The organism is Roseburia sp. AF02-12, assembly GCF_003461765.1.
In the GTDB taxonomy this organism is placed as follows: domain Bacteria; phylum Bacillota; class Clostridia; order Lachnospirales; family Lachnospiraceae; genus Roseburia_C; species Roseburia_C amylophila.
This window is the reverse complement of sequence record NZ_QTXS01000001.1, coordinates 999124-1017330: the sequence shown is the minus strand read 5'-3', so window position 1 is coordinate 1017330 and position 18207 is coordinate 999124. Positions and strand designations below refer to the sequence as shown.

Sequence of the window (18207 nt, the reverse complement as noted above, 5' to 3'; positions counted from 1 at the left end):
TATGGAGAAGGAAAAACTAAAAATACTTGAAGAATTAAGACGTATTTTTATCTAAATAACGAGCTGTTATAACCCATGTAATTTGTCCGATAGCAATAACTCCTGCTATCGAAAAAAACACAACTTTACTCATATATCCCATAAAGACAAGAGCAAATAATACAAGAACCAATAATGTAAGTGTTACTTTATAAGCATTCGCAAGAGAAGCATTAGTAATTGCGATATTTCTTTCATCATTTTCTAATATTTGCATTTCTTTTGTTGGCTTACTGAATATATCACAACCCATAAAAATCAATATTATTCCAATAAGCGTTGTACCATAGACAACCAAATCTGGACGAGGTACGGGCAATAGTTGGTGTACGCCTAAACCATAAGTTAGTAAACCACCTAAAAAGATTATTACACCGATAAATAATTCAACTTTTTGTATCTTATGTTTCATTTGCTTTCCTCCTCATAAATAAATATTTCTTCAATACTCATTTGAAAGTACCTTGCAATTTTAAAAGCTAAGATAATAGAGGGATTGTAGCGTCCATTTTCTAAAGAGCCTATTGTTTGACGAGATACTTCAAGAGCAGTCGCTAAATCTTCTTGTTTAATACCTCTTTGTTTTCGTAATTCTTCTAAACGATTTTTCACAACATACCCCTTTCTTGAACAAATGGAAAGTTTGCTTTCCTTTTCTAATCTTATGATACTCCTGCAAGTAAAGAATGTCAAGCAAACTTTCCATATTTTATTATCCTACAATCTTCCAGTTGCTATCCTTATGTAGCACAAGTTCATACTGCGATATTTGTGTAGCCTTTGTCTGATTATCAAGGAATTTCACAGCAACTTTGACTTTCACATTGTCCCCGTCCTTTGTAAAGATAGGGTTTACCAGTTCAGCATAAATGTAGTCCCTGCCGATAGGCTCAAGCACATTTCCCGATACATAGTAGGCAAGCTCTTTTTCTGTGGCTGTCGGGTACAGCTTAAAGAATGTTTCAAGAAATGCAGTAGCGTCATTGACGGTATCAGCGTCTACACTTGCATTTGCTTCTGGTGTCTTAGGCTCATAATCTGATTTCTCGATTGCTGGTGCAAGGGTAGGGTTCTGAACGATTACCATATCCCCGTCAGCGTCTACATGGACTTTTACGGTATAGGTTGCTTTCACATTGCTTGTCTGTTCTCCCTCTTTTATCTGCTGATCCACTTCGTAGGTAGCAGAAAAAGTGTCCGTTCCCGACTGTTCAATACTCCATACAATCACATCTGTAACTGTGGAGCTGGTCGGTATATCGGTTCTAATGGTATCCACATTCAAGTCCTGCAATTCCTTTGTCAGATAACCGCTGATTGCCTGCGTCCTTGCTTCAATCGCTTCTTTGCTGTTACTCCATGTGTAGTAGGGCTTTGCAAAGTTCTTCACAAAATTTTCTATCCCGTTGGTGTCCTGCAAGCGAAGCTCTATGATTTCTTTTTCATGGGTCGTGTGCTGGTCGATAGCCGTAAAATTCTTATACGCCCCAAAGCTCACGCTTGCGATAAGCACCACCCACAATGCAATCACGGATTTTTTATGTGTGCCTACCTTGAAAGTACGCACCTTTTTTTCTTTGGGTTCTTTGATAGTTTCTGTCTGTTTCTTATTCTTTCTAAACATGATGAAATCCTCACTTTCTATTGTTTTACTCGTCCTGCACCGATTAAGTGCTGTTGCCAGTAACTACTACTTAGGTCTGCATATCCTATCGGGTCGCCTGCGTGGTACATCTGTGTCGGCGAAACAAGAATACCGACGTGTGTTACATAACTTCCAGCGTTATAGGTAGAATGGAAAAATACCAAGTCCCCAGCCTTTGCCTGCGAAAGTGGAAGATGTTGGGTTGCGTCATACTGTGCTTGTGCGGTTCTCGGTAAGGAGATACCAGCTTTTCCATAGCACCATTGCGTCAGTCCCGAACAGTCAAAAGAAGTGTTGGGATTGCTACCGCCATACACATATTTCCAGCCTTGATATTTTAACGCTTCATTCATGACCTTTTGTGCCAGCTCTCCCGATACCTGCGGAACAGTTAAATACTGATTGACTAATTCGACGTAAAATTGATTGCCATACTGATACCGCCAACCCCCGTTCTTCGCAACGGCTATCGGGTTGGTGTAGGTTACTTTCTTTCCACCCGATTTCTCACGGGCGAAGCTCTCTGCAAGGTTAAAGGTGTGTTTCTTTCCTTTTCCTGCCACATATCCCACATAACCACCGCCATAGTTATAGGACTGTATCGCTACATTCAAATCGTCGATACCTTGATTTTTACAGGAAGAAAGCAGGGACGCAAAATACTTACACCCCTGCTTGATTGAGCTTTCCGTATCTAAAGAGTTGGGCGGTAAACCAAGACTTTCTGAACTCTGCATAACATCTTCTGCCGTACCGCCACTTTCTACTTGAATGATAGCCAGTAGCACGTTGACATACTCGGAGATACCGTTTTCTCTGGCGTATTTTTCCACCATAGGCTGATGTTTCAAGACTTCTGCGGATAAATTCATACCCGTAATGCCAGAAGAAAAGTTGCTGTTCTCGTCGTCGCTGTCCGCACTAATGAGGACACCAAAGAAAAGGACTATGGAAAAGAGGATAGGAAACAGACTGCCAATAAGAGCGATATGTTTCAGTTTCATTTTTTCTTCTGTCCTTTCTTCGTTACAAGGTTACGGTTCTTTTCGGTATGTTCCGTTGTACGCTTTGATTGTTCAAAGGTCTGTTTCTTTGTAGTACGCTCTGCTTTGTAATTCTGGCGTGTTTCCTGCGATACTACTTTTTCTACATTCTGCCTATGTACTGGCTGTGCAGGCTGGGTCGCTTTCTTATCAGAAGCACCAGAAGATAACGGACGCTCTTTCACAACATTTGTCTTGACTGGTTCACTTGCTTTTGAAGTGGTCGCTGTGGCAGGACGTTTCACTTCCTGCATTTTTTCCGCACTCGGCTTTGGAATGGTTGAAGCTGTGGCTGGTCGCTCATGGGGACGGGTAGCTCCCGTTGTCGCTGATCCGTCCGTCTTTCTTTGTCTTGCTTCTTGTGCCTTTTGAAGCTCCATACGTTTGTCAGCGATATTCTGTCTATGCTGTTCCTGCTTTTCCAAGCGTCCCGTCTGTCTGGACTGCTGTTCCTGCACCATGCCACGCTTGAAGTCTGATACGCTGGACTTTGCCTTTTCCTTTGCGGAATACACCGCATAAGCGGTCTGTGTCGGCATATCCTTGATATTCTCTTTGACAGCGTTAGCCTTGTCTTTCACTTTATTTTTCGTATCTAAGACAGCACCCACCTTTGAGCCTGCACGCTGTCCCATGCTGGAAGTGGTATTGCCCCGATTTTCTTTAGAAGCCGTATTTTTTCTTTCGGCTCTCTTGCCAGCAACGGCACTTCCAGCTACCGCACCAGCCACACCACCCGAAATACCGCCAGCACTTACCGCCCTTGCAATACGGTGTTCCATACGCCTAGCCCTATGTCGCATAAACAGATACGGTCTGCGGAAAATTCTTCGTCCCATGTTTTGACTGTCGCCAGCATTAAGTGAGAACATACTCATTAAGTCGCCCAGTTTCATATAGATACCAGCAAAACACACTATCTGCAAGAACGCCACCATAAAGAACGGGTAGTCTGTGGAGATGTTATAAAACATACTGGAAATGCTGAACGCCACCGTTACAATGAGCGTTATTCCTGCCCGTGTCATTATGGTATTAAATACCCTCACGATTGCCTGCTTTGCCATGCTTTCATAGCTCGGTATCATGGAAAGTAGAAAGCTGATAGGTAAAAACATTGCAAAGATAATAAAGAGTATCTGGCTGAACAACATCATACCCGTAAGCAAGAATACAAATATCGTGATACCTAAGTTAAAGAATAGCAGGAAGAACACCATACCTAAACGGTTTACGACCTGCGGTATCGTCAGATTGTTGTTGTCATTGTCCTCGATTTCTGTTTTCACGACTTCCTCTCTGGTCTTGCCGTCCTCGTCCTCTGGACTTACTGATACCAGAGCTTCTACACGGTCTGTCCCGATTTCCTCTGCGTTGCTGTTACCAAATTGAAGCAAGAGCCACGGCTGTTCCACTTGAATGGAAAACAAGCTGTCCCGTATCAAGTCCACGCTGTCCTTGCCCTCGCTGTCAGAGTTGGGGAGCATGATTTTTGTTCCCAAGTCCAAAGAAGCGGTACTGATGTCTGATGAAAATTCATTTATCTTCTTGATGTAATCGGGAGCGTAGGCAATAAAGGAAGCGGACAACACGAACACCACCACAAAGTTAATAACAGCGTGAAGTGCCTTGCTGGTTTCGCGTTTGATAAGTCCCGTATAGGCAACATAAAGTCCCACTATTAAGATAATGAGAAGCAGGAAACCGACATAGAAGCCCGTAGAAGAAAAGCCGTTCTCGGTAACGCCTGCAAGGGTCTGTATGCTTTGTCCGATACTGTCTGCCATATCGTTAATAAAATCAAGTTTGTATGCTTCCTGCACCACATAGCCCGTAGCATTGCTTAAATAAAGGCTTATCGTCCAGACAAAATTGGTAATGCAGTAAAGTCCGTACTGCACCGATTTTCCGATACCGTCCAGCCAGTTCCATGGCAACCACGACCAGCTATTATCCACATAAAAATCAAGCTGGTAATTCGACAGCGGATATTTTGAGTAAAGATTTTCTGCGTTTATGGTATCGTCCACAAGCCCCGTCGCATGAGCCACCGTCCCCAGAAGTGAGAGCAGGATAAGGGAGAGTGCCACGACAAACAGAGCCATTTTGAGAAAGTGAAGTATCTTCCTTTTTGTGAACGCACCTTTTATCCTTTCTTTCATCACTCCACCTCATTTCTCTGTACGGGCGGTCTGGTATCAAAGGCGTGTAGCAGTTCTTCAAAGACTGGGTGTATCTGCACCACACCGACACGCCCGTATAAGTCCTGCAATAAGCATTGTCCGTTCTCCAAATCACGCAAGCGTTTCTGGTTGTTCTCGTCGTCCTTGTCGATACCGAAAAATTCTAAGGTCTGCTTTATCTCGTTGATGTCAGTAGAACGAAAGGCAAACTTCAAGCCGATATTGTTTTTCAGACTTTCCTTTGACACGTCGCCAGAAGATTGTGTAACAAAATAGACGCCTGCCTGCATAGCTCGTCCAGCACGCACCAGCTTATTTGATAAAGTTTCGCCTTGTGCCACATTTAAGAACGCCCACGCTTCGTCAAGGTCTACAATCTTAAAAATGCTTCTGTCTGAATGGATAAAATCAAGGGCAAAGGTACTAATCACAATCAGCATAGACACCGACAATAATTCAATGGTCGTGTATTCCTCAAATGTTGTATCCTTATCTGGTAATACTAAGTCCGCTACTTGAATGATATTGAGTTGGTTATCCAGACTGATTGCATTTTCCACCGTACCGTCTGAAAACAGCAGGTGTGCAAAGTCGTAGTCCGTGAAGCTGTCGATATGTTCTGCGATATTTCTTGATATGGGTGTATCTTCACGGCGTAGCTCGTCTATCACATGGAGCAAGCCCCGACTGTCGCTCTGGGTAACGGAGCGTACCGCCTTACGAAGTACAGGGAATTTTTCGCCGTCCCTAGAGGAAATACCCGTAAGGAATGTTAAGATGTCGATTGCCAGACTTTCAGCGTCTTTTACATTCTTCATAATCACGAACGGGTCAAGAAGTCCTGCATTGTCCTTGTCGCTGGTAAGGTTTACGATATTGATTTCATGGGCGATTTCTGGGAGCGTTTCTTTCCAGTTGCCCCTCTCAGCTTTGGGGTCTAAAATGACTGCTTGACCGCCAAACAGCACCGCATAATATACCAGAAGATTGTTGCAGAATGACTTTCCACCGCCAAGCGAACCGACAAAAGCAGAAGCAAGAGCGTTTGTTACTGTACCTTTTACACCCTGCGAAGCTAACGACGGTTGCAGGTACACATTTCTTCCCGTATCAACGGAATAGCCCATATAGATACCCGTAGTTTCCCCTAACTGCTGGGTCGCACCAAAACCAAGACCTGCCAAGAAATCTGATTTTACATACTGCACGTAGTCATTGATATATCGCTTGCTGGCAGGAAGAAATTCAGAATGAAGCCCCAGCATATCCCCAGCAGGACGCACCAGCTTTACATTGAGGTCGTCGTAAAAATCTTTGACTTCATCACAACGGCGTTTTAATTCGTCCAAATCATCAGCCGATACACGCACTACATAAGAGAGCTTATACATACTTTCTTTTGTCTGGTCTAAGTCCGTTTCCAGCTCATCCACGCTGTCTAATGCGTCCACCACATTTGAGCTTGTTTCACTTCCTGCTTGATAAGCGTGATTGTCAAGGTCTTTCAATTCCTTTTTCTTGTTGCGGACGGTTGTTAATGCTTTACGGTTCTCCACGATTTCTACATTCATAGAAGTATCAACGGGGAATGTGAATTGCTGTTGCTGGAAATAGAAGATTTCAGACGACGGAAAATCAAGCTCGCCAACAATCGCATTGACGGTAAAGTAGGACACATAGCTTTCCCTGTCCTCATGTTCCAATCGCAAATACCGCTGGCTTTCCTCAATCACACACCTTGTCGGACGGATAAGGTCGTAGTATTTTATCAGCGTTTCTTTCTGTAATTTCTTCTTTGGTAGCTGGTACTCATAATCTTCATAGGCGATACCGTCCCTGCCGTAAAGATGTTCCATGAGATACCCAAAATCATGGATTTCCAAGCGACGCACCTTAAAGCGACGGGAGATTTTATTTTCCAGCAACTTTTCCATTTTCATATAACGGTTGATTTCATCATTCGGCATGGAAACAAAGTCATTCATCAGCGTGTGGTTCACTTCATGGAGAAATTCCTTGAATGTCAGCCACGCCGATTTTTTGATGTTCTTCAGATTGAGCTGTTCTTCCGTAACCATGAGCTTAAAGCCAAGAAAAAAGCGGTAGTCCACTTGATTGTCCCCAATCATTGATACTAACGCTTCGGTCTGTTCGTCTATCTTCTGGCAGGCAACTTCCTTTAATTTCCCCGTAACCAGCTTCTTTGACTGCTCCTGCATACTTCGTATTGAGCTTTCCGTTGCAATCTGCAACGCATGAATTTTTCCCTCACGGGACTGTGCGATAAGCTGTCGGAAACTGTCATGCACGATAAATTTCTGCTCTGCGGATAGGAAAGAATAGTTGTATGGTATCAGCTCATAATAAGCAAACACCTCATTGTCCTTATTCCAGACAAGGTTATTGTCAATATATTTTATCGGGAACATAGTTCACACTCCTTACTGCCGTGATTGTTTCATTGAGTATCTGCTTATGCAGTTTTACGGCTTTTCCTGCATAAGTGATTTTCGGTCGCAGGGCATAGGTTATCTGTGATTTCAAAAAGCTGTACGGCTTCTTTCCGTCAAAGGTTTTCTGCGACATAAACCATGTGAGAGCAACGGGAATACCAAAGTATTTGAGAAATGCTCCCTCAATCATGGAAAGTGGGGGAATATCCCCAAACAGAATAATGAGAAATTCCGTAATCACAAACCATGTAATCTGTGTAAAGGTAACGGGAAAGGGTAAGTTAAAGTCATTGATTGCATACAAGACTTTTTCCACGTTCCAGATACCCGTATAAGATTTAATCTTTTTCAAGTTCTTTCAGCTCCTTTCGTAAGTTTCTAAATAGAAAAGGACAGCCATTTTCAGACTGTCCCTTAAAGAGAAATACGCTGTCAGTAACAACAATGCTTGTCGCTGATCTTCCAGCGTTAATATGGTATCTCGCACATACCTCGGCTTGTTTCAATAAAGCAACCGCCCATATCCAAATCTCGCCCGTAGGCTTCATAGTCAATGTAATTCTGTAAGCTGGGTGGAATGTCCCCAAGTGCCTGCAATTCGTCTATGTAGTAATAGGCAACGTCTGTCATAGTTTCACAGTCGGGATAATAATAAATATCGTCCTTGTGTTCCACGACTTCTTCCAGCGTCCCGTAGTGGCTGATAAATTCGTCCAGACACTCTACAATATAGTCGGGAAGTTCCTCTATCATTTCATACATCTCATTGAGTTCTTCAATGGAAACATACTCGCCAATCGCAATGGGGAAGTTGTCGGTATCATGGATAGCGTATTCCTCATACTGTTCATTCAAGCCGATTTTTTCTTTCACATCTTCCTCGTCAATGGGGAACGTGAACCAAGCACCGACTAAATAGCCCTCATTGTATTTGCCAAGATTAGCAATGTAAACCGCCATATCATCAATCATAAGCACCACCTCATTTCCTACTCTGGCAGTTCAAAGATACCGTGTTCTGTTACTAAAAATTTCCCGTGTTCCTGCAAGTGAGAAGCGTAGGCTTCAAAGTCAAAGTAATATTCTTGACAGTCCTCGGATAAATGCTTAAATGTCGGGTCGTTCATCAGCTTTTGCCTTGCAACATCTATCATGCTTTTGCAGTCGGGATAAACCGTAATCACGTTCCTGCAAATATAAAGTGCTTCTAAATTTTCATACACGGTAAGAAGTGATACATATTCTTCCTGCATATCGCTTGAAAGCTGGCGGTACATAAAATCTAATTCGTTGAGCTGGTACACGCTTGTATGTTCGTGGACTTCATCAGCAAAGGGCAGTACCTTTTCGATAATGCGGTAATCCCCACTTTCTGCACCGACACCTAACTTTTCTTCAAACTCTGCAACATCTATCGGCAGGTCAAACCAGTATGATGTTGTTTCTTCGCCAGTTGTTCCTTTCGTTTCCACCAGCACCCTTGTTTCCTGCATTGTTCCTCACGTCCTTTCTGTTGTTTCATCACATCTTGTAAGGTCTGGTACGACATACCAAACACATATTTAGAAAAATCTTCTAACTGTCTTTCTTCATAATCGGCAGGGTTCAGTCGTTTCATTTCCTGCCACACCTTACGCTTGTAAGAGGGCAGGTCGGAAATATAATCACAGCCGACTTTCGTCTGCATATCCTTAAAAATATCGCTCATTTCATCACTCCAATCTAAAATTTAGGTAAGAAAAAAGCAGTCAATCCTAAGACTAACTGCTTTGTGTGTATGGATATGAAATTGTCAAACTGGGATTTATCAATATAAACTACCATGGAAAAATATAATAAAATACCAAAGTACTTAATACAATTCCGACAATATACATTTTTCTATAGTTTACTTTTTTGAAAAATATTATGGTAAACACAACAGCTCCTATAATATCCATTAACAACTGAAATAGGAATGTTTGATGTTCCAAAAAATAAATAAAAACTGCTATTGTTTCAGCAAATAATGCTCCTACTGGTAAAGAATATAATACTGAACTAAAAATATGTTCCCTATTCCAATAGTACAGAATAAATGCTGCTATTGCACAAGCGATTGACCAAACAGTAAACAATATGAATAGCCCAAAGCGGAATCCGCCGGAAAACATAGGTATAAACATTCCTAATATTGCTTGTAAAGCATAAAAACTTAATGTCATTCCAAACATATACAAGAACGAACTAATTCCTGCACAAATATTTGAGGTGCTTAACATAACGATGATAGTATTGGTAATAATCCAAAAACCAAACAATGTTTGAGGTGATGAAAAACTCCATAGTGTATCTGCGGGAAAATAATCTAACAGTCTACATATACACCCTACTAATATACCAATTACAAATATCGCTGTATAAGACTTATATGTATTTCTTAGTTTTATATTTGACACAATAGTTTTCCTCCTAAGTTCAAATTCATATTTGTCGTTTTCTTCATATCCATATTATATCACTCACATATTAGCACTACAATAAAATTTTATGCACCGATAATCTTGTTGAACAGCTCTAACAGTACATCTTTCACACCGCCGGCATTGAATACCAAGCCGACAGCAATCAAGGCAACTACCAAGAAGCCAATGAGCTTTGAAAACTCACGCTTGAACCCTAAGTAGATACCGATAACCACAATCGCCATAAGCACTAAGCTCTGTGCGTTTGATAAAAACCATTGATATAAATTTTGTCCGAAATTCATTTAATTGTCCTCGCTTTCTTTTAATTGTTCCATTTCATAGTCAGCTTCTTTGCCGACATTCAAAATACACATCAAGACTACGCCGATACCCATTCCCATAGATACCAGCAGGAAGTCTTTTAATAATACCCACATTTTTTATCACTCCTAACTTTCTACTAAATCTTTTGCAGGGGTCGTCTGCTGTTTGATTATCATTTCATGCTTTTCTGTGAGCTTTGCCTGCTGTTCGATTGTTTCCATGTAGTCTGTACCGTTTCCCTTATCAATCTTTTTCAGCATTTTTAAGGTCGGTGCTACCTGCCGTTGTACCCACCGCAATGTGCGGTCTAAGGTGTAAGGCTCTGGTTTTGTCGTCAGCTTCAAGCTCTGTCTGTTATCGCCGATAAACCAAGCCCAGCGGTCATTGAGCTTCCAGTCATTTTTTCGCTTGTCGGGTTCTTCATCAACAAACCGCACATACTGATTGATGATAGAAAAAGCGGTCTGTTCTGCGTCATAATAGGTCAGTAAATCTCGTACCGCATAATAGGCTCGTTCATTGCGAAGCCGTATTTCAAAACGGTTGATAATGTCGGCTTCTTCCAGAGGTGTCCCTAACTTGACGTACTGCTCATAGTCCTTTTCATAGATACAGAAATACACATCTGATTTCAGCGACCCAAGATAAAGGGTACGCCCCATATATTCTCTGTCGTCCTCTCTGTGCTTGATAAGCTCGCCCGACTGGTAAAACTTATAGCTTCTGGACTTTCCGATATATTCCCGTTTCCTGCATTTTTCCGCAAGCTCTGGAATATCCAAAATGCCCGTATGGTCGTTGATAGCAAGGTCGATACGCTTCATCACGCCACCGTCTATAAGTGCGTCCATAAGAAAGTCATACCAGCTTCTTTGCTGTGCCAGCAGGTAACTTTCAAACTGCCTGCAACCACGCCCCTTTAACTCTAAAAGGACACCTTTTTCTTCGTCAGCCGACGTATAGATAAAGATGTCCCCTAAAGAGTAATGCTCCGTATAACTGTAACGCCCGTAATTTTCATGGAGCATATAGTTGATATTCAGTTTTAATATATCTTTGATGATGTGCTGTATATCCAGCGTGGGAAAACGAATTTTCACATAATCAAACAGCATGGTAAGCGGTGCTTCTGGATTGAACTTTGCCAGTTCTTTATGCAGAGTATTCAGAAGTTCCTTTGACGGCTTCATTTTTCCGCTTTCTATCTTGTTGAGATATTCTCTTGTGATACCAGACGCCACCGCCAGCCTGCCTTGTGAGATACCGTAAGCAATCCGTTTTTCCCGTAATTCTTTTATCCATTGTTCTTCATTCAGAACCATACCCCCAATCTGTCAAGTGTGAAGTTTTTTAAGGCGACTTCACAGCCGATTTTTGCTAGGAAACCATGCGATAAGCCTTATGTTTCCTGTGTTTTTCGTCTATTGTCTATTTGCAAACGTACCCCTCTGTTAGATACCGAGGGGTTTTACCTGCTGGCGTGGCTTACGCCACACCAGCAACGGCTAGTCCGTGCCGTCGCCTTTCGCTTCGCACGTCGCCGTCCCGTCCTTCCTTGCTTGTGCAAGAGAGCAGATAGTCTGTAAAAAATCATGTCCTTTCGGGACTAAAGGCGTGTAAAATTCACTGATAACACTTGTTCCCACATCACAATAGCCACGCCCCTTGATACGCTTCTGGAAAAATTGCTTTTTCACATCTGAACCGAACAGCATACCGTAACCTAATTCGCTGATACGCCCAAGTCCCACACGGAAATTGAAGTTATCTCTGATACCGTCCGAGAAATACTTTGCGTCTGGACGCTGGCAGGCAACGATAAGGAAATAACCTGCTTGTCGTCCTAACATAACGATTTTCTTTAACTGGCTAAGTAAGCCCACGCTTTCTTTCGTCCCCAGCATTTCAAAAAATGCCACATATTCATCAAAGATAAGAAAGCAGGGAGGCAGTCCAAGATAGGCGTAGTTTTCGCCCGTCTTATAGTTCGGGTGTCGTTTCATTTCCTCGCTTCGTCGTACCATGCCCTCATAAAAGGCATTGACGCAATCTATCATTTCTTCTTTAGTATGGTAGACGTTTGGCATGACTGTTCCCAAGTCCGCAAGGTCGCTGTTCTTTGGGTCTAAAATGTAAAGGACAGCGTTTGTATGCAGTAAGGCTTCAATGAGCGTCAGCAGAAAATAGGTTTTACCGCCACCAGTCCCACCAGCAATCAGAGCGTGAGGGAGTGCGTCATATTCCCAGACAAGATTTTTCATCAGTCTAAGACAGCCATTTTCTGCCCGTACTTCATCAATGGTAATGCGGTTCGCTATCATATCATAAAGCAGGGTATATTCAATATAGCCGTCATGCAGGGTCTTGTCAGTCAGCTCGCAATACAAGCCACTTTCCAGCTTATCCTCTAACCGTAAAAGCTGGTCTTGATATTTTCCCAGCGTGATTTCACAGCGGATATGAAGCAAGCCTTTTTCCATTTGATAATAAATCTTTGGAAACCAGACGATTTTTTCCCTTGATCTGCTTTGCAGGTCAGTAAAAAAACCGCTGTCTTGTACGGTATCGGCTTCATACCACTTGTTTTCCAGTACCATTCTTGCCAGCTTTTGACGGTGCAGGAGCTTCTTGAAACTGTCGTAACAGAAGCGGTAATACCCAAAAGCGACCAATGCACAAACACCAGTCGCTATCAGTATAGTTATGAAGTTGTAAGGGCAAAGCGTCAAGCCGTTCTCTAACAAGCTGAAATGCTCCCAATCGGTACGCATGAGCTGTTTACTATTCAGTAGCAGGAGAACCGCCACGAATACAAACAGAAGCGTTCCTATGGAAAAGTGGTAAACAAGGTGCTTGTCGCTGGCTCTGATACGGTGTCCTTTATTCCAAATCTTACGCATAAAACAATCTCTCCTTTCTGTGTACGAAAAAAGCAGTCAATCCTAAGACTAACTGCTTTAAACTGTCTTTATTCAAAAATAAATATATCTTCTATCGGAGCTTTTACAGCTCTTGAAATATCTATTGCCAATTTAAGTGACGGATTATATTGTGCTTTTTCTAATCTCATAATAGTTTCACGACGAACACCTACAATGTCAGCGAGTTGTTCTTGTGTTAATTCTTGTGCTACACGATATTTTTTTAAATTACATACAAACTTTGCTTCCATAATTTATTCCCTTTTTTCATAACGATATAATAAATAGTTGCTAAGAAAAAGAACAAGAGCATAGATAAGTGAAACAGAAATCAGCATAAACATTGCACACCACTCAACATTACGGGAAAACATACCTATTGCCATAAGCCAGATAACTACAAATAATAGTTTAAAACCTATCTTGTAAGCTTCTAATTGTGCCTTACGTTTATTTTCTTGAAAAAGCTCATCTTCTAAGATATGAGAAAGTTTACCTTCAAAGAAAAAACTGAAAAAACCAAAAAATATGAAAAAAGCAAAAGGAAATATTTCTCCAAATTTATAGTATGTCCAAAATCCGCCAAACCCCAGAAAACCAAACATTCCACAAAATCCCCAGTAAGGAGAAATTGTTCTTGAATATCGTTTTTCCCTGCTGTTTTTTGAAAAGACATTTTTAAAGCAGATAATTACTATATAGATAGCATATAGTGCTATTAAAGCTCCAATTACTAACATAGGAATATCCTTGTAAGAAAATACATATTCCGACATATCCATATTTTTGACCCAGCGTCCATTATTGTATAATAGGGAGTAGATTGTACCAACAATAAGCAATAAAGCACACCCTACCCCCATAAAAATAATTTTTTTAATTTGTTTCTTTGACATATTTATCTCTCCTTTCAAATGAGATGTTTTTGTATCTTTATGAGATAAATATATCACTCCGCATTGTTTGTGTCAATCAAAATTGGTCAATCAAAATTAAGACAAATACATCACTTTTATTTCTTCGGCTGTCCCTGCGTTGTAGGGTTCTGTGGACTGCCTGCGTTCTGGTTGCCTTTATTCTTCAATACAATATCCTCTGCCTTTACATACCAGTCCACATCTGCACCCGTATAAGTCTTTCTTGATACCGTATCGGCTACGGGATTGACAAGCTCCACAACTGCATTGTACGGAAATTCCCTTAACGGTACTTCTGGCGGTACGGACACGGGGATAATTCCACCATGCAGACTGCACTTCAAATCATAGATACGCTTTTTAAGCTGGGTACTCGGTGTCCCGTCCTCATTTTGTAAGAACACATCACGCACCGCTGTAAATTTTAATTCTCCAAATGTTTTCTCTTTGTCAATAACAAACCCGTTTGATAATCTCATAAATTCTTCACTCCTTTACTTTTCTTCAACTGCTACAATATCATCAGCAACTAACACATAATCGGTATGTCCCATATCCCCGATTGCGTAACCTCTGCCGTATAACTTCGGATTGACAAGTTTTACTTTCTGTTCATACTTGAACTTCTTTTCGCCAGCCTGCACGGGAATTTCCACCACAACATTTTCGCCTTTTTGTACGTCAGAATAAAGGTTATAGCTTCGTCTGGCTAAGACCCTGCGGTTATTTTTATCTCTTTCAAAGACTGGCTCACTTTCGCCTGCAAATTCAAGAGTTCCAAAAGACTGTGCCATATCTGGCACGACATATTTCATTTCCATATTGTTTTACCTCGTTTCTTTCTATTTTTGATAAATTGATTGTGATTTCTTATTCTGGCGGTTTGGGAAGTACCAGCAATCCCACCGATAGTAAAGGGTAAAATCAATGCTTACGCACCCTTGACTATCCGTGTTCTTGCAGGTAAGTAGCAGACAAGCCAGAATAAGCGGAAGTCTGCCGTTTGACAGCTTCGGCGGAGAGCGTGATTTTTCTTTCCTCATACCGTTACCGCCTTATGATTTCTTCATTTTACGGCGTTTGTAGAAGAAGATACCTGCCAGCCCAGCACCAGAAGTTAAAAGAAGTGCAAGCAGTCCGTAAAGGTTTGTGTTATCGCCCGTTTTGGGACTGTCGCTAGGTCGGTGTGGCTTCTCTGGTGTCGGCGGTGTTTCGGGTTTCTCTGGTTCTTCTGGGACTTCTGGTTTTTCCTTAAAGGTAATCGTCTGTCCCTCGTCCTCAATGTCTTTATGCTCGGTAACTTTCTTCGGCTCGTCTGGATTGCTTAAATCGTACAATTCTTCAAAAGTTACAAGCTGTTTGCCATCAAGAGAAGTAGCGTCAAAGGTAAAGGCAACTTCCACTTTCATAGTTTCGCTGTCAGCGGTAAATGTATAATCACTTTCCACACGTTTTCCGTCGATAAGAAGCTCTGCATTTTCTTCTTTCAACATCTGCCAGCCTACAAGTTTGTACTGTGTACCGACTTCTAAGCCCTCTAAGGTTACGGTATCAATGATTGTTACCTCTTTTCCAGCTTCAAGTTCTTTGTTGCCGTCCTTATCCGTAGCAGTCGTATGAATTTTGATGATACGTTCTGTAATAAGTACCGTCTGCCCGTCGTCCTCAATGTCTTTGTGTTCCGCAACTTTTACAGGTTCTTTTGGATTGCTCAAATCATACAATTCTTCAAAGGTAACAAGGTTCTTGCCACCTAAAGCAGACGCATTGAATGTATAAGAAATTTCCACTTTCATTTCTTCATCATCAGCGATAAAGGTATAATCGTTTTCTACACGTTTCCCGTCAATGACAAGCTCGGCGTTTTCTTCCTTTAACATCTGCCAGCCTTTGAGCTGATATTTTGTGCCTTTGGTAAGTCCGTCTAATTTGACAGTATCAACGATTGTAACCTCTTTTCCTGCAAGGATTGTCTTTTCGCCGTCCTTGCTGGTCGCTGTGGTATGGATAGAGATTTCTTTTTCGTATTCATCAGTCAAAGTCCCTAAATCAATCACAAGGTTATTTCTTGATACCACGATTTCAAAAGGTGGGATAAGTTTAAAACCTTTGTTGCTGTCGCATTTCATTTCTTCAATGATGTAAGTATCATAAGGCAATGCACCCTTGCTGTCGTCTGGTTCAGAAGTTCCAAACCACACACCGTCCTCGCTGGTCTTGCCTGCGTTGGTATTGTGCTTATGAGAAGCCCAGTCAGCAGAAGTGGAGAATTGCCCGTTATCATCAGTTACTACAACATGACTTTCTCCCGTCGTCTTGCTTGTGATCCGAAACGGAACATCAGCAAGACGCTTGTGTGTGCCTGCACCGATTTTTACGCCCTCAATATCCCCACGCTTAATCTGATTGTAGATAGAATGAGATTCGTCGGTTAAGTCCACGATTTTTCCATTTTCTGTGATTGTAAAATCAATCGGTTTTACACCGTCAGTTAAGTAACCGTCGGGAGCTTCACTTTCAACGATACGGAAGTTTCCATAAGGTAAAAGGTCAGAAGAAGTAGAAGCGACACCCTCAAGGTCTGTATGGATTGTTTTTACCACTTCATTTTTCTTGTATAGCTTGCCCTCAACCAAAACAGAATTATCATTTAAGGAAATGATGTCAAAGGCAGTATCTTTCAAAGTGGCACTTCCTTGTGGCTTCGTATCGCCCGTTTCTAAATCTCGTTTCTGAATTTTCACACCGCCACGGATAATCTTATCTGATACGGAAAACTGGTTACTTCCAGATAATACGGCAAGGTCGCCGTCCTCGGTAATCTGTGTTACATATAAGCCCTTAATCTGTTCGGACTTATCGCCAGCCTGCATATATGCACCATCAAGCAAGTAACCGTTTGGAGCTTTTGTTTCCTCAACGGTTAGTGTTCCTAAAGGAAGAACCGCTTTGCCGTCCTGCATATAGAAACTGTCGCCAGATACCTTGTAAGCGTCCCCTAATTTTGTGATGTAATGGGTTGTCCCGTCGCTGTCTGTTTCGGCGATTGTCTTTGTAACCCATGTACGAGTAGCTTCGGCAGGGAGATTGTCTTTGTTATAGAAGCCAGCATAATACTTCCATGTAAATTCCGCACCTGCTAGAGAAGCGTTCCCCTGCGGATTGTCTTTCTGTGTTTCCATATCAATCTTGAAAAGCTCAATCAAAGTGTCCGTTACTTTTGGTATATCTGATACTTTCAAGGTCGCTGTCTTTCCAGCTTCAACCTTTAAGGAATATACAGTTTTATCTACTTTATATCCTGCTGGTGCAGAAAGTTCCTTGATATAAACTGTGCCAGCCTTTACCTCTACAACATCTGTATTTCCGTTTTCATCAGTCGTAAGGGTGGCAAGCTGTTTCGTGCAGTCCTTATCAGAAAAGACACCATAGGTCGCACCAGCGACAGAGTAATTCCCGTTACCGTCTGTAATACTGGTATTACTGGAAGTCTTTTGCAGTTTCGCATTTCCGACATTTAATTTCGCCCAGAATTGCCCCAATTCCTGCCCCTCGCCAGAGTAGATATAACCGCCACATTCATAGCGTCCTTTGTTTTCTTTAACAAAGGCTTTTGCACCAGAGAAAACTTCGTCCTGCGTAGCTTTTGGAATTTCATCATAAGAAGCTCGCACGTTGTCGCATTGCCAGCCAAGATGTACGCTCAATCTCTGCCAGACCACACATTGTTCCAACAGATAGACTTGCTTGTAGTTCAATTCCTTGTGAGTTTCGCCATACTGTTTGACATACTCTAAGGATAACGCCACATCTGAAATCTGGTCGGCACTCATGCGTGAGCTTGCGTCAGCTCTGGTCTTGTAGCCATTCTTAAAATCTGTATTGATGTCGATACAATAGGCAGTTTCGCCCTCGACTTTCATATAACCCTCATTGAATGTCGAACCGATAGAACCGTCATTCATTACTTTTTCAATGATACCGACACGCTCTGCACTTTCCGTCCAGTATTGCTTACTTTCTGCATGGACGGGTGTAGTCGGTAAAGCAGTAACGACAGTTGCAAGAGCTAAGAAGCCCGTACACAATCGTTTCCATGTCTTTTTCATAAATCTAATGCTCCTTTCATTTTAGGTAATAAAATAGCCGTCCAATAAGAACGGCTGGAAATAGAAAAGGAACGTCATTTTAGGCGTTCCATAGTCTATGAAATATTCAATTTTTTGTTGTTTCAA

20 protein-coding genes are annotated in these 18207 nt (G+C 41.8%); all 20 read right to left on the bottom strand.

The window, feature by feature from the left end; genetic code table 11:
* Nucleotides 1–34: 34 nt before the first annotated feature.
* Entirely contained in the window at nucleotides 35–451 is a 417-nt protein-coding gene (locus DV740_RS05030; protein ID WP_008787625.1) for a hypothetical protein, read from the bottom strand.
* Entirely contained in the window at nucleotides 448–651 is a 204-nt protein-coding gene (locus tag DV740_RS05025) for a helix-turn-helix transcriptional regulator (RefSeq protein ID WP_008787624.1), read from the bottom strand. The genes DV740_RS05030 and DV740_RS05025 overlap by 4 nt, the downstream gene beginning before the upstream one ends.
* Nucleotides 652–751: 100 nt before the next feature.
* The gene (locus tag DV740_RS05020; RefSeq protein WP_008787623.1) at nucleotides 752–1663 is read right to left on the bottom strand and encodes a conjugal transfer protein; all 912 of its coding nucleotides are present in this window, start codon (nucleotides 1661–1663) and stop codon (nucleotides 752–754) included.
* A 17-nt stretch (nucleotides 1664–1680) separates the two neighbouring features.
* Complete coding sequence (locus DV740_RS05015; RefSeq protein ID WP_008787622.1) at nucleotides 1681–2688, bottom strand: bifunctional lytic transglycosylase/C40 family peptidase; 1008 nt, start codon at nucleotides 2686–2688, stop codon at nucleotides 1681–1683.
* The gene (locus DV740_RS05010; protein WP_008787621.1) at nucleotides 2685–4889 is read right to left on the bottom strand and encodes a CD3337/EF1877 family mobilome membrane protein; all 2205 of its coding nucleotides are present in this window, start codon (nucleotides 4887–4889) and stop codon (nucleotides 2685–2687) included. Before DV740_RS05010 ends, DV740_RS05015 begins: the two co-directional genes overlap by 4 nt.
* The gene (locus DV740_RS05005; RefSeq protein ID WP_008787620.1) at nucleotides 4889–7339 is read right to left on the bottom strand and encodes an ATP-binding protein; all 2451 of its coding nucleotides are present in this window, start codon (nucleotides 7337–7339) and stop codon (nucleotides 4889–4891) included. The genes DV740_RS05010 and DV740_RS05005 overlap by 1 nt, the downstream gene beginning before the upstream one ends.
* Nucleotides 7317–7715 (bottom strand): conjugal transfer protein, encoded by a 399-nt coding sequence (locus DV740_RS05000; protein ID WP_009243016.1) that lies wholly within the window; start codon nucleotides 7713–7715, stop codon nucleotides 7317–7319. Before DV740_RS05000 ends, DV740_RS05005 begins: the two co-directional genes overlap by 23 nt.
* A gap of 116 nt (nucleotides 7716–7831) precedes the next feature.
* Entirely contained in the window at nucleotides 7832–8335 is a 504-nt protein-coding gene (locus DV740_RS04995; protein WP_002323345.1) for an antirestriction protein ArdA, read from the bottom strand.
* Between the two features lie 17 nt (nucleotides 8336–8352).
* Nucleotides 8353–8856, bottom strand: coding sequence for an antirestriction protein ArdA (locus DV740_RS04990; protein WP_008787619.1), 504 nt, complete (start codon nucleotides 8854–8856; stop codon nucleotides 8353–8355).
* Nucleotides 8775–9071: a hypothetical protein gene (locus tag DV740_RS04985; RefSeq protein WP_008787618.1), complete on the bottom strand. Its 297-nt coding sequence runs from the start codon at nucleotides 9069–9071 to the stop codon at nucleotides 8775–8777. Before DV740_RS04985 ends, DV740_RS04990 begins: the two co-directional genes overlap by 82 nt.
* Nucleotides 9072–9180: 109 nt before the next feature.
* Nucleotides 9181–9801 (bottom strand): hypothetical protein, encoded by a 621-nt coding sequence (locus DV740_RS04980; protein ID WP_008787617.1) that lies wholly within the window; start codon nucleotides 9799–9801, stop codon nucleotides 9181–9183.
* 89 nt (nucleotides 9802–9890) lie between these two features.
* Nucleotides 9891–10112 (bottom strand): hypothetical protein, encoded by a 222-nt coding sequence (locus tag DV740_RS04975; RefSeq protein ID WP_002323342.1) that lies wholly within the window; start codon nucleotides 10110–10112, stop codon nucleotides 9891–9893.
* Nucleotides 10113–10247: a DUF3789 domain-containing protein gene (locus DV740_RS04970; RefSeq protein WP_017143882.1), complete on the bottom strand. Its 135-nt coding sequence runs from the start codon at nucleotides 10245–10247 to the stop codon at nucleotides 10113–10115.
* A 12-nt stretch (nucleotides 10248–10259) separates the two neighbouring features.
* Complete coding sequence (mobT, locus tag DV740_RS04965; protein ID WP_008787615.1) at nucleotides 10260–11456, bottom strand: MobT family relaxase; 1197 nt, start codon at nucleotides 11454–11456, stop codon at nucleotides 10260–10262.
* Nucleotides 11457–11639: 183 nt separating this feature from the next.
* On the bottom strand, nucleotides 11640–13034 hold the full coding sequence (locus DV740_RS04960; RefSeq protein WP_008787614.1) for an FtsK/SpoIIIE domain-containing protein: 1395 nt from the start codon (nucleotides 13032–13034) through the stop codon (nucleotides 11640–11642).
* A gap of 68 nt (nucleotides 13035–13102) precedes the next feature.
* Nucleotides 13103–13306, bottom strand: a complete 204-nt coding sequence (locus DV740_RS04955; RefSeq protein WP_008787613.1) for a helix-turn-helix transcriptional regulator — start codon at nucleotides 13304–13306, stop codon at nucleotides 13103–13105.
* A 3-nt stretch (nucleotides 13307–13309) separates the two neighbouring features.
* On the bottom strand, nucleotides 13310–13951 hold the full coding sequence (locus tag DV740_RS04950) for a DUF3796 domain-containing protein (RefSeq protein ID WP_017143883.1): 642 nt from the start codon (nucleotides 13949–13951) through the stop codon (nucleotides 13310–13312).
* A 116-nt stretch (nucleotides 13952–14067) separates the two neighbouring features.
* Nucleotides 14068–14451, bottom strand: a complete 384-nt coding sequence (locus DV740_RS04945; protein ID WP_008787611.1) for a YdcP family protein — start codon at nucleotides 14449–14451, stop codon at nucleotides 14068–14070.
* A 15-nt stretch (nucleotides 14452–14466) separates the two neighbouring features.
* Nucleotides 14467–14793 carry a YdcP family protein gene (locus DV740_RS04940; protein ID WP_005339720.1) on the bottom strand — a complete coding sequence of 109 codons (327 nt, stop codon included), beginning with the start codon at nucleotides 14791–14793 and terminating at the stop codon, nucleotides 14467–14469.
* A gap of 234 nt (nucleotides 14794–15027) precedes the next feature.
* On the bottom strand, nucleotides 15028–18081 hold the full coding sequence (locus DV740_RS04930) for an SrtB-anchored collagen-binding adhesin (protein ID WP_008787610.1): 3054 nt from the start codon (nucleotides 18079–18081) through the stop codon (nucleotides 15028–15030).
* Nucleotides 18082–18207: the final 126 nt, after the last annotated feature.